The sequence below is a fragment of the Microcoleus sp. PH2017_28_MFU_U_A genome, assembly GCF_020738035.1.
In the GTDB taxonomy this organism is placed as follows: domain Bacteria; phylum Cyanobacteriota; class Cyanobacteriia; order Cyanobacteriales; family Microcoleaceae; genus Microcoleus.
Map to the genome: position 1 here is coordinate 1 of NZ_JAEQCX010000158.1, position 12,447 is coordinate 12,447.

Consider the following 12,447-nt stretch of genomic DNA (forward strand, 5'->3'; position numbering starts at 1 on the left):
TCACTTTAGTTATACGTGAGCATATTTTTGCGAACCTTCAGAGTGATGCTATGGCCGAGAGTACATAGATAATGCTTTTTGTCAATGCGTAAGTCCTAGATTCCATGAATTCAAACGTCAACTGGAATACAAAGCTAAAAAGTTTGGCTGTGAAATAATTGTTGCTGACTGCTGGTTTCCGTCAAGCAAAACCTGCTCAAGCTGTGGACATACCCAAGATATGCCACTAAAAGAAAGAACTTACAACTGTGGAAGTTGCGGTCATTCGATGGACAGGGATTTGAACGCAGCAATTAATTTATCGCGCTTGGCTTTCATCGTGAAAGCTTACTGAGGGATAACCGCTCCCATGCTCCCGATGAAGTAAGAACCAAATGTCTAGACTTGTCTAGTATTTGTATAGCAGGACACGAACATTGGTGCCAACGTTGTCATATTGTCAGATCTACCTCCTGACACAACAGCGGTTAGTATGTCTACGAATAGGCTTAAATCTACCCAGGCTCAGGAAAATGATTAAATCAATCTTTCAGAAAATCCTTCGCCACTTTGCCATGCGCTATGGCAAGTTCCGAGGCCTCTACGTCAAATTCTGCGAGCCAAGTTCCGAGGAGTACACCCAATTTCTCCGCCTTCACGGCAACCTGTACTCGATCGGCGAAAATTGCACGATCCTGCCAAGCACGGTGTTTACAGACCCCTCCTACGTCCGCATCGGCAACAACGTCCACTTTTCCAGCTCTATCCTGATCGGCCACGACGGAGCGATCGCCATGCTCAATCAAGCCTACAACGTCAAACTAGATGCTGTGGGCAAAATAGACATCCGTGACAACGTATTTATCGGCTATCACTCGATCGTCCTCCGCAACGTCACCATCGGCCCAAATGCGATCGTCGCCGCCGGTGCGGTCGTCACCAAAGATGTCGCAGAAGGCGATATAGTTGCCGGTGTTCCCGCTAAACCCATCGGACGCGTCGCAGACTTGGTGGAAAAATTGCAGGCTGAAACTCAAAGCCTACCTTGGGCCGATTTAATTAACAGTCGCGAGGGAGCCTACGACCCCGAAATGGAACCCCAGCTTGCACAATTGCGATTGTCACACTTCTATGGAAATAAATAGACATATCCAATAATACTCAAACCCTTATATACAATGTTTTTTTGAAGATTTTTTGGGCATTTTTGGGGTTTTTCTTGGCAGTAAAGCAGGCTTTTCAACAGAAGAGCTTAATAAGAGTGACCGCTTTTGTAAAATATGCCCGAACTATCAAAAAAAGTAGGCGAGGCCTCAAATGGCGATCGCGCCAGCTTGCCATAGGGGTACAACTTGAGCTAAAAAGTTGTTAAACCAACAACTGCACTTATGTCCAAAGCCAGCGAGTCCAATCACCCGTATCCACTGCTGGTTGTCATTGTTAACTACCGAACCCCTGGTTTAACCATTGACTGCTTGCGCTCTCTAGTTACCGAAGTGCGATCGCTCCCCGGTATGCGAGTTGCAGTTGCCGACAACGCATCAGGCGACAATTCTAGCGAACAAATAGCAGCGGCGATCGCAGCAGAAGGCTGGAGCGAATGGGCATCCTTCGTTCCCCTAGACCGCAACGGCGGATTTGCCTTCGGCAACAACGCCCTCATACGTCCTGTCCTGCAATCCACCAATCCCCCCCCTTACTTCCTGCTGCTCAACCCAGACACCGTAGTTCGCCTAGGTGCCTTAAAAGCCCTCGTCGATTTCATGGACTCCAACCCCGAGGCCGGCATCGCCGGCAGCCGCTTGGAAGACCCCGACGGAACGCCGCAACATTCAGCTTTTCGGTTTCACGATTTCTTAACCGAACTCGATTTTGGTTGGCGGACGCGCTTTTTATCCAAATTATTGGCAAAGTGGAATGTAGCGCCTCCTATTTCCCAAGAAATCTGTCAAACTGATTGGGTAGCTGGAGCCAGCATGATCGTCCGTCGTGAAGTATTTGAAAAGATTGGCTTGATGGATGAAGCTTATTTCATGTACTGCGAAGAAATGGACTTTTGCCTGCAAGCGAACAAAGCTGGCTGGAGTTGCTGGTATGTACCTGAAAGTCGCGTGGTACACCTAGTAGGTCAAAGCTCAGGTGTGACTGACACCAAAAAACCCCCTAAGCGACTCCCACAGTATTGGTTTGATTCCCGGCGCAGGTACTTTCTCAAAAACTACGGCTTGGTTTACACAGCATTAACTGATGTCACCTGGGCTTCGGGCTTTGGAGCCTGGAGGGTGCGCCGCGTACTTCAAGGTAAGCCGGACGGCGATCCGCCAAAAATGCTCACCGATTTTATCATGAATAGTGTATTTTTTAAGGGAGGTAAGATTGAAGATTCAAAAATTTTTTAAAAGGTGTTTGTAAATAAATCAAAGCCAGAGAAACCCCGTTAATCCTGGCCAACCAAACATTGCTTCAGTTGACAGTTGATCTGGGACAGCTTGTCAGTCATCGAAGCCGAAGGGTTGACAACTTGAGGACACTTAACAAAGGAAAGAAGAGGATTAGATTAATGAATCGTCTGATTTTAATTTCTCCCTACAAGGGTTCCGGATTTCAAGCAATTCTTTGAGATAATTCACCGCAGCACTTGGTGTTTTTGAGTGAATAAACCGGGTGCACTACTCCCTAAAAACCAGAGAAATAGCTTAATATCTGGGGCATCTAATAACAACTTAAACAAAACAGAGTGTTGAGTACAGCTTATGGTAACGGAGTCAAATTTAATAGCAACTGAAAATCAAGTAGAAACCCCTGCACTCGGATTGTGGGAGCAGATTAAAGAAGACTGGATTGCTCACGGTCGCGATTGGACAAAACCGGGATTTCGCGCCGTAGCAGTTCAAAGATTCGGTGTCTGGAGAATGCAGGTAGAACCAAAACTGCTGCGGGCTCCCTTGAGCATTCTATATCGATCGCTCTACCGAAAAGTCCGCAACACCTACGGCATAGATTTGCCGTACACAGTCAAGCTCGGCCGCCGAGTCGTCATTGAACACGAAGGCTCTATCATCGTTCATGGACACTGCACTCTTGGTGACGACTGCATTATCCGCCAAGGCGTTACCCTGGGGAACCGCTACTTGGAAAAACCCCTAGAATCGCCTCAATTGGGCGATCGGGTGAACGTCGGCGCCGGAGCAAAAATTCTCGGCAAGGTCAACCTGGGAGACGACGTAAATATCGGTGCAAATGCTGTCGTTTTATCAGACATTCCTGCTGGTCAAACTGCCGTTGGCATCCCTGCCAAAATTATCAAATCCCGCCCTGTCGAAAACAATCCTTAAATTAGTACCAAAAAAAGTGACCTGTCTCTTCTGTTACTTAAACTAGAGATCTACCGCCTCTATAGTGATAAATGCTTGTACGAAATCGTGGATTTCTATGGCAATTGTGATTGTTGCACGCTGGGAGCGATCGCTACTGCTTGTTAGTAGACATTAACTCGGTCAACCAAATAATTACAAGTTGACAATATAGTAATTCTGTATGAATTGTAACATTTTGTAGGTTAGTACCCCGCCGTGCCTACCAGTAAAACCTGGCAACATACAAAAACCTTACAACTCAAATAGGATTGTCACAGAATTTCAACAAATAAATATTGTCAATCACCAACCAGCGATCGTATACTGATAATTGAATGTCACATGATTATCAGTATATCTTATCTGTTATCTTGCACAAATAATGCTTCAATCAAGAACTACACCTGTCGTTTCTGCCACGGAGCCAGATTGGAGTCGCGAAAAACTTCGCCAGTGGTGGGACCCCAGTCGCCAACTTCTAAAATCTATCCGCGACTATCAAAAATGGCGGCAGCAAGGTGGAAATTTAGGGTATTTTTTATCCCGGTTCAACATAATCCAGCATATATTCTGGAGCATTGTAGCTGGAACTGACATCCCTTTGAACTGCCAGATAGGAGGGGGACTCATTATGCTTCATCCTAATGGCATAGTCATTCACCCAGAGGCATCTATTGGCCCGAACTGTATGATTTTTCAACAGGTGACAATTGTTTCTAATGTCCAAGTTGGCGGTCACGTCGATATCGGTGCAGGAGCAAAAATTATTCGCTCCGTAACGATCGGCGATCATGCTTTGATAGGCGCCAATGCAGTGGTGATTTGCGACGTACCACCGGGCGCAACCGCAGTCGGAATACCAGCAAAAATTATCCCCAAAAAACCCTAAGCCTGAAAATGCACTCCTAGAAATATTCGCAGGAAAAAGGAAGTTGCAGAGCAAGGATTCTTTCAGATAATTCTCCTAATTCCTAAACTTTCAATTTTTCCTGCATCAAATCTTTCCGGCGGCGTGCTACTTTTTCCCAGGTAAATTCCTCGGCTTGCTGGCGAGCATTATAACCCATCTGTGCTCTCAACTCCGGGGACAAAGCAAGCTTTCGCAAGCCTTCAACAAAAGCTTCACAGTCGTAAGGGTCTATGACTATCCCATCTTTGCCGTCCCGGGCAATGGCCCCCGCTCCCATAGGTGAGGTGAGAACTGGCAACCCGTAAGCCATAGCTTCATAAGTAACCATCGGGCCACCATCTTCGAGACTCGGAAAGGCAAAAATGTCAGCTTCGCCATATACGCCCGCAATATTGAGCGTGTAATCTATATGAATTACATCCGAGCGTCCTAAAATATCGCTGCAACTTTCGGCAATTGCAGGCTCCATCTCTCCGCAAAGCACCAGTCTGCCTTTAATGCCAGCTTTTTCCCAGGCTTGCAAGAGCAAGTGAGCTCCTTTTCTGACGCAGATGGTGCCCACAAAGAGCGCAGTAACGGTGTCTGATGGCTGTTTTTTGGGCGAAATATTTGGGAAACGCTTGGGACACCACCCGTAACTGCTTGACATCAGTTTGTATTCGGGAACTCCTATTTCGAGAAAAGATTTTTTTACCTCTGGACTAGGAGAAAAAATGAAATCAGCCAAGCTCATTTCTTCATCTTCTTGCTGAATCATCGCATCTGTAATTCCATGTTGGGGAGCAATGCCCAAGCGACCGTAAGCATCGTCAAGAATATATTTTGCCTTCTTAGTAGAGCAGTTAATACGCTCAAAAAAAAGTGTTTGCCCCTGCTGCTTTACCTTTCTAACAGTTTCGATTGAAGTGCGAGGCCACAAGTAAACTGCATCAAAATCATTGATATCTCTCAGAAAACGCTTTTCAGCAGAAGATTGCGCAAAATTTCCGAGCCTGTAGTACACCCTTCTGAAATATGGGGGTACGCTTTCGACCATATTATACCCGCGATATGACGGTGCACAACTGGGAACAACCATGCGGGTTTTAAAGTCTGGGTAATCCCACTGACAAAGTGACAAAAATGTATGGCTAATTCCTTGACCGCCACAGTAAAAGGTGAACAAAGAACTGATATTTAGCATGGTTGACTCTTCTCAAATAAAAATGCTGGATCGGATTTGACTTAATATATAATAAGCTAAACACGCTTTGACGCGCACTACAGCCACTCGCTAAAAGTTTGGGAATCAAGATATTGTGAAATTAGCTTGACTTTTACTAAAATATTAAAATAATAGATCGCAAGTGGAATTCCAGAGGTAAGCTTTGAAACAAGTTGGATTGGTTGCTATCGGGCGGAATGAAGGATCTCGCCTCGGAGCGTGCTTGCTGTCAGCGATCGGCAAAGTAGCTTGCGTAGTTTATGTCGATTCCGGCTCAACAGACGGCAGCTTGGAATTAGCCCGATCGCTCGGAGCTGAGACAGTAGAACTCGACTTATCTACACCCTTTACAGCAGCACGCGCCAGAAATGCAGGATTTGCCAGCCTGCGACAAGCAGTTCCAGACATCGAATTTGTCCAATTCGTAGACGGCGACTGCTCCATAGTTGATGGGTGGCTCGAATTTGCCCAGCAAAAACTCGCAGCGCAACCCGAATTAGCTGTAGTGTGCGGGCGCCGCCGCGAGCGGTATCCCAATGCCACACCATACAACCGACTCTGCGACATTGAGTGGGACAGCCCGATCGGGGAAGCCAAAGCCTGCGGGGGCGACTCCATGATGCGGGCATCAGCCTTCGAGCAAGTCAGCGGTTTCAACCCCATACTGATCGCCGGTGAAGAACCGGAACTCTGCGTGCGGCTGCGCCAAAATGGTTGGAAAATCGAGCGATTAGATGCAGAAATGACTTTGCACGACGCCCAAATGACTCGTTTTGACCAGTGGTGGAAGCGCTGTCAAAGAGCAGGCCATGCCTACGCCGAAGGTTCCTGGTTGCACGGAAACACCCCCGAACGCCACTGGGTCAAAGACAGCACCAGCATCTGGTTCTGGGGATTCGTTTTGCCCGTGCTAGCAATCGGGACAGCGTGGGTTACGCACGGCTGGAGCCTGTTGTTGCTTTGGGGCTACCCGATACTTGGCTACCGCATCTATCGGCGGATGCAGCAAAACTTAAAATCAAAGGATGCTGCTCTCTACGCATTATCTTGCGTGTTGGGGAGATTTCCTCAATTGCAGGGTCAGATGCTGTTTTACAAACGCCGGTTGCTCAGACAGCGCAGCAACTTGATCGAATACAAGACATCAAGCCCATCAATTGAGAAAGTTACAATGAGTGCTAAGTCTACTAAGTAGATCAGTTACCATCAACTTAACTTGTTTTTTCTGCAACTTCTCCCCTGTAATTGCAAATCGGGTGTTGATGTAGAGGCGGATTTTTCCATCAACCTCTACAGCCGACTCTCGCATCGAAAAAAAAAACGCTTAATATCGATTAATCTCTTCAAAACTCAACTTCCAAATATTCATCGATCGTCAACAAAGGAATCTAACCAATGAACGACCAAAAATTAAAAGTTTTACTAATTGTAGAGCAGTGCAATCCTGAATGGGCTTCTGTACCTTTGGTGGGGTACAATTTTGTTGAACAAATTAGCAAGCTAGTTGATGCAACACTTGTCACCCATGCTAGAAATAAATCCGCTATTCAAAAACACCCTGAATACGAAAAAGTTTTTTATATTGAAGAAGGAAAGATTGCTACGCAGTATTACAAAGTAGTAGAAAAAATTACCGCGAATGGTAAAATAAATTGGCCACTGTATAATGCTTTGAGCTACCCAATTTATGAAGAATTTAATCAGCAAGTATATCAAAAATTTCACTCCAAAATTCTCAAGGGAGATTATGACATAGTTCATGCAATTACCCCGATGATGCCGCGGTATCCGTTTAAGGTAGTCAGCGCCTGCCAAAACACTCCTTTTCTGCTAGGCCCAGTCAATGGAGGCATTCCTTTTCCACCAGGCTTTCAAGAAACTGCCAAACAAGAATTTGCTCAATTCAACTTTTTGAGGGCAGTTGGTCGAGCCTTAATTCCAGGTTATGTAGAAACTTACAAAAAAGCAGACCAAATTTTGGCAGGTTCAACATATACCTTAAATATGCTCAAAGATTTGTTTGCGATACCAGACCAGAGAATTCAACTATTTTACGAAAATGGTATTGCCAGTAGTTTCTTAAAACAAGAACCAAAAACAAAAAAGGGTGGCCAGATAAATTTACTTTTTGTAGGTCGATTGGTTCCTTACAAATGTGCTGACATTCTCATCGAAGCTGTGAATAGACTAGAACCAAAAATTAAAGAAAAAGTTCAATTAACAATAGTAGGTGACGGGCAAGAAAGAAAAGCATTAGAATCTCAAGTAGAGAAGCTTAACTTAGGAGAAAAAGTTAAGTTTGCTGGTTGGGTAGGTCAAGCAGAAACACTTGACTATTACCAGCAAGCGGATATTTTTTGCTTCCCTTCGATTAGGGAATTTGGCGGCGCAGTGGTAATGGAAGCTATGGCTTGTGGGTTGCCTTGTATTGTACCAAACAATGGCGGTATCGCGGAATACGTGACTGAAGAAACTGGATTTAAAATAGAGCCAACTTCTAGAGAGTATCTTACTCAGGAGTTAACAAATAAAATTCAGATTTTGGTCGAAGACGATCGCTTGCGGCAAGTTATGTCAGCTAAGTGTATCGAAAAAGCGAAAGAATTTACATGGGAGCCAAAGGCAGAAAAAATTCTTGAAATTTATCATAAAATGATTGACGCTAAAAGTACCGCTCGCTCTAAATAAGCTGTTGTGCATCTAGATTGTGTATGGTAATTGAGGGGTAGAAGGGCAGCGGATTGAAGATTTTTGTTCGCAAACCGAAATATACAATTTAAATGCACAACAGCTTAGTAGATAAATCTCTTTATGGGGTGGAAAACAAGTTATGCGAATTGTAATTGTTGCTGAAAATGCCTCTAATAAATTCGGTGGAGAGTCATTGCTGCCAGTGCACTACTTCCGAATACTTCGATCCCGCCAAATAGAGACATGGTTAGTGGTACACGGGCGCACTCAAGCTGAACTCGAAGCGCTGTTTCCAGAAGAATGCGATCGAATGCACTTTGTACCCGACACATGGGTGCATCGGCTGCTTAACAATTGCGGGCGATTCTTGCCTCCAAGGTTAGGTGCGCCTACTTTAGGGCTGCTCAGTCACCTATACACCCAAGTGCTACAGCGCGGTATTGTCGATCGGCTGGTGAGCGAAAAACAGATTGATATTGTTCACGAGCCGACACCAGTTTCGGCAAAATTTCCGTCCCTGATGTTCGCCTTAGGGGTGCCGGTAGTTATGGGGCCACTGAATACGGCGGTTAAATTTCCTTTGGCATTTCGATCGCGCCAAAACCGTTCAGTAGATATTTTAATCGAGATCGGTTATCAGTTCGTCAACTTGTTCAACCGTCTTTTGCCCGGTAAAATCAAAGCAGAGACGGTGTTAGTGGCAAACGATCGCACGAAGCAGGCACTTCCGGCGGGGGTGCAGGGTAAAATCATCGAACTTGTGGAAAACGGCGTGGATTTATCGGTGTGGCGATCGGAATCTATGGCATCAAAGGAGCCTAATCAACAAATCCATTTTGTTTTCTTGGGGCGACTGGCAGACTGGAAGGGGGTAGACTTGCTGCTAGAAGCCTTCAGAGCCGTCGCCGCTCAAACGGATGCTGTTTTGGAAATCATCGGCGATGGGGAGATGCGAGGGGAACTCGAAGCTCAAACAGCTCGTTTAGGCCAGGAGGCCAGGGTTGTATTTAGTGGCTGGTTGTCTCAGGATCGATGCGCTCTCAAACTGCAACAAGCCGATGTACTGGTGCTGCCGAGTTTGCGGGAGCCTGGGGGAGCCGTGGTAATGGAAGCAATGGCCGTCGGCTTGCCCGTCATTGCCACCAATTGGGGCGGCCCGATGGATTATATAGATTCCAGTTGCGGTATTTTAGTAGAACCAGCTTCTAAAGAAGGCTTTGTCAAGGGACTGACTGACGCTATGCTGAAGCTCGCTCAGTCGCAGGAGATGCGACAGAGTATGGGTAGGGCGGGATGGGAGCGGGTTCGGGAGCATTTTGACTGGGAACGCAAAGTCGATCGCATGATTGAAATTTATCAACAAACGATCGACACTTGCCAGAAGCATTAGCTAGTCAAGCACAAAAGCAGCAACTTTCAGATAAAAAGCTGCTGCTTAAGCTTGCAAAAAAGTACGTAGCGGATAAAAAAACACTCTACATCCTCGCTAAAAACGGGTTAACCAGTATTTGGTTAACCCGCAAGCTTAGAAACACGCAGAGTTATTAATTTTGCACTACCAACTTGACGTTGGCGTTTTGCAAACCGCGCTGCTTGACTGCTGCCAAGGTCTTGTTAACTGCGTACTTCTGGTTAATGGAGTTAATTAACTCAGTTTGATTGTGCTTTTTGGCAACGCCCCAGAGGTCTGCAATCAGATCAAAGGAACCGTCGCTATTGCGAGACCAACCCAGGTCGTATTCGCCTTCCAGAGTCGCCACGATGTCGGAGCGAACGCGCTGACCATTATAGCCACGAACATCAGCTTCTGACTTGACTGAAATGCCCAAGTCACGTAGGGAAGCTTTCAGGATTTCGGCATCAGTGATTTTGGTACGCAGAGTGCTAAAGTGAGACATTGGATTTCCTCCTAATAAAACTGAGAGAGAAACAACAACGGTCTGGATTTAACGGTGCCGCTGGGCGGCTCTTCAATCGAACTGCTAGCTGTTGCTAGCCTTTGCTCCTGTTTGGACCAGGAGAAAGCTTTTAGAATTCCATTCGCTGGTATTCAGCGACGGAAGACGCAGCGGGCCGTGCGCGCTGTCTCGCCCAATCTCGGAGGGCGCTGACCTGTTCGGTCATGGTTTTAGACAGTGGCAATGTAGATTTAATGGCCGCGATGATATCTAACTGCGTAAACTCTCTATCTTGAGCGAAGGCCTCGTACATGGCTGCTACTAGCCCTTGCTCAATTTCTGCTCCTGAAAAGCCGTCGGAAACATTGGAAAGTTGCTCTAAATCGAAGCGAGAAATTTCCCGACGCCGTTTTGACAGGTGAATTTTGAATATATCTTGGCGTTCTTCTTTCGTCGGTAGGTCAACAAAGAAGAGTTCGTCGAATCGACCTTTTCTCAAGAATTCCCCGGGTAAACGCTCGATGCGGTTGGCTGTTGCCATTACGAAGACTGGGGAAGTCTTTTCTTGCATCCAAGTGAGGAATGAGCCGAAAATCCGGCTGGAGGTTCCTCCGTCTGAGTCGGCCGAACCAGTGCCTCCTGCAAAGGCTTTGTCTAGTTCGTCGATGAAGAGGATAGCTGGGGAGATGGATTCTGCGGTTTTGAGCGCGTTGCGGAGGTTTGCTTCCGATCGACCTACCATCGATCCGTCGTAGACTCTACCCATATCTAGCCTTAGCAGGGGCAGTCCCCACAGGCGCGAGGTAGTCTTGGCAATCAGCGATTTTCCGCATCCGGGTACGCCGAGAATTAGCATTCCTTTGGGTTGGGGCAAGCCGTATTCTCTCGCCCTTTCTGTAAAGGCGTTGGAACGCTGCTTGAGCCACCGTTTGAGTTCTTCTAAACCCCCGACTGCATCCAGGGTTTCGTCTTCTTCTACAAACTCTAGAATGCCGTTGCGCCGAATTAATTGCTTTTTCTCCGACAGAACTATGTCTACTTCTTCTTCGGTTAAGCGCCCCGTGGAAACTTGGGCTTTGCGATAAACTTTTTCAGCTTCATCCTTAGTCAATCCCAAGGCTGCTTTTAAAAGTTTTTCTCGCGATTCTGTGGTAATGCGTCGCGATTTCGTTTGCTCCAACTGGCTAGACAATACTTGGTTTAGTTCCGCCATGTCTGGGAGCGCGAAGTCTAAGACTACCACTTCCTTTTCTAGCTCGATCGGGATTTGCTGCAAAGGAGACATCAGTATAATTGTCTTTTGTGTTCCTTTGAAGTTGGCGATCGCATCACGCAACAACCTTGTTACGGTTGCATCATCTTTAAAAGGATGCAGGTCTTTGAATACATAGATAGTAGCGTTGTTGTTCGGTTCGCGCTGCCTAATCGCCCATTCAATAGCTGCCTGCGGCGAGAGGGTGCTTTGCTGAGTGTTTGCACGAGGTTGACCGTACTCTATCATGCCCTGGGTTACAGTCCAGACAAAGACTCGGCGCTGCGGCTTAGCTTGAGCTATTGCGGAAATTGCTTGCTCACACCGCTCTTCCTCGGATGTCACGAGGTAGATCAGAGGATATTGAGCTTGGATTAGGATACTGATCTCTTCTTGCATATTCCTCGACCCACTAGAGACGGTGCTATCTTTGCTGAATCTCAATGCTGCCATTAGCCCATTGCTGAATGAGATTTCCAGTTATGGCTTTTTGAGCAAGCAAGGCATTCTTAGCAGGGAACCAATTCTTCCTCTCCCGGTTGGGCTGTGCTGGCACTGACGCCTGACACTTGCTTGACTGGAAGATCCTGCTCAGCCAATACACTCGGCTGACTTGTTACGGATGCCAGTTCTCCATCTCGCATTACTACTGAACCCGTGCATTCTGGACAAGTGTACACCCGGTGGGTTTGTCCGTAGGAGGCTTCTACTTCGTCAACCAGTTCGGGGTTTCCTAGGTAGAAGACAATTGCCCTTTCTGCAATTGATGACATCGGTTCGGTTTCTACTGCGGCTTTGATTTTGAGCTGGCGATGCAGTTCAGGTGGAAGATACAGTGTAACTTTTTGCTTTTCTTGCATATCAGTGAATTGACTTACCCGGGTATGTATATTAGATTAGCTACTTAATTCTTTGCTGTCAAGCCTCTATGCTGCTTTAGCGTCATTTTGTAATATGTCGTTACAATTGCTGCGATCTTGGGGCGGCTAACAACGGAAAAACAAGGAATAGAGTTGATGAGGCAGCTATCAAGGTACGTAGTTGCGCTTCAGCGCTCTTTATATAGGGCTTGCTGAATAATTGATTGCCAACCAAGAGCAGGAGCGATCAATATATTCAAGCTTGGTTAAAGATAAGTTTTTTCTGTATCGAGTCGC

The 12,447-nt window shown here is 46.4% G+C and carries 13 protein-coding genes; 9 read left to right on the plus strand and 4 right to left on the minus strand.

Annotation, left to right across the window (positions count from 1 at the left end; all coding sequences use genetic code 11):
• Positions 1-64 precede the first annotated feature (64 nt).
• From JGK14_RS31275 to JGK14_RS31295, 5 genes are all read left to right on the plus strand, one after another.
• The gene (locus JGK14_RS31275; protein WP_293186658.1) at positions 65-334 is read left to right on the plus strand and encodes a zinc ribbon domain-containing protein; all 270 of its coding nucleotides are present in this window, start codon (positions 65-67) and stop codon (positions 332-334) included.
• 178 nt (positions 335-512) lie between these two features.
• Positions 513-1,124 (plus strand): acyltransferase, encoded by a 612-nt coding sequence (locus JGK14_RS31280; RefSeq protein WP_293186648.1) that lies wholly within the window; start codon positions 513-515, stop codon positions 1,122-1,124.
• Between the two features lie 243 nt (positions 1,125-1,367).
• Positions 1,368-2,378: a glycosyltransferase family 2 protein gene (locus tag JGK14_RS31285; RefSeq protein ID WP_293186649.1), complete on the plus strand. Its 1,011-nt coding sequence runs from the start codon at positions 1,368-1,370 to the stop codon at positions 2,376-2,378.
• A gap of 354 nt (positions 2,379-2,732) precedes the next feature.
• On the plus strand, positions 2,733-3,314 hold the full coding sequence (locus tag JGK14_RS31290; protein WP_293186650.1) for a serine O-acetyltransferase: 582 nt from the start codon (positions 2,733-2,735) through the stop codon (positions 3,312-3,314).
• A gap of 403 nt (positions 3,315-3,717) precedes the next feature.
• A complete protein-coding gene (locus JGK14_RS31295) occupies positions 3,718-4,224 on the plus strand; it encodes a serine O-acetyltransferase (protein WP_325315892.1) in 507 nt (168 codons plus the stop codon).
• A gap of 82 nt (positions 4,225-4,306) precedes the next feature.
• Here the strand turns inward: JGK14_RS31295 and JGK14_RS31300 are convergent, their stop codons facing one another.
• Complete coding sequence (locus JGK14_RS31300) at positions 4,307-5,428, minus strand: glycosyltransferase family 4 protein (RefSeq protein WP_293186652.1); 1,122 nt, start codon at positions 5,426-5,428, stop codon at positions 4,307-4,309.
• A 184-nt stretch (positions 5,429-5,612) separates the two neighbouring features.
• Here JGK14_RS31300 and JGK14_RS31305 point away from each other — a divergent pair, with 184 nt between their 5' ends.
• From JGK14_RS31305 to JGK14_RS31320, 4 genes are all read left to right on the plus strand, one after another.
• Complete coding sequence (locus JGK14_RS31305; RefSeq protein ID WP_293186653.1) at positions 5,613-6,644, plus strand: glycosyltransferase; 1,032 nt, start codon at positions 5,613-5,615, stop codon at positions 6,642-6,644.
• A gap of 200 nt (positions 6,645-6,844) precedes the next feature.
• Positions 6,845-8,137, plus strand: a complete 1,293-nt coding sequence (locus JGK14_RS31310; protein WP_293190833.1) for a glycosyltransferase family 4 protein — start codon at positions 6,845-6,847, stop codon at positions 8,135-8,137.
• 142 nt (positions 8,138-8,279) lie between these two features.
• Positions 8,280-9,530: a glycosyltransferase family 4 protein gene (locus JGK14_RS31315; protein WP_293186655.1), complete on the plus strand. Its 1,251-nt coding sequence runs from the start codon at positions 8,280-8,282 to the stop codon at positions 9,528-9,530.
• A complete protein-coding gene (locus tag JGK14_RS31320; RefSeq protein WP_293190836.1) occupies positions 9,515-9,688 on the plus strand; it encodes a hypothetical protein in 174 nt (57 codons plus the stop codon). The genes JGK14_RS31315 and JGK14_RS31320 overlap by 16 nt, the downstream gene beginning before the upstream one ends.
• On the opposite strand, the gene JGK14_RS31325 is transcribed toward JGK14_RS31320, so the two are convergent.
• The 3 genes from JGK14_RS31325 to JGK14_RS31335 form a co-directional block, all read right to left on the minus strand.
• Positions 9,685-10,038 (minus strand): DUF1257 domain-containing protein, encoded by a 354-nt coding sequence (locus tag JGK14_RS31325; RefSeq protein WP_096832348.1) that lies wholly within the window; start codon positions 10,036-10,038, stop codon positions 9,685-9,687. The two genes, JGK14_RS31320 and JGK14_RS31325, sit on opposite strands and share 4 nt — an antisense overlap.
• A 130-nt stretch (positions 10,039-10,168) precedes the next feature.
• Positions 10,169-11,689 (minus strand): stress-responsive protein Ycf46, encoded by a 1,521-nt coding sequence (gene ycf46 / locus JGK14_RS31330; protein WP_293186656.1) that lies wholly within the window; start codon positions 11,687-11,689, stop codon positions 10,169-10,171.
• Positions 11,690-11,799: 110 nt separating this feature from the next.
• Positions 11,800-12,150 (minus strand): hypothetical protein, encoded by a 351-nt coding sequence (locus JGK14_RS31335; RefSeq protein WP_293186657.1) that lies wholly within the window; start codon positions 12,148-12,150, stop codon positions 11,800-11,802.
• Positions 12,151-12,447 lie beyond the last annotated feature (297 nt).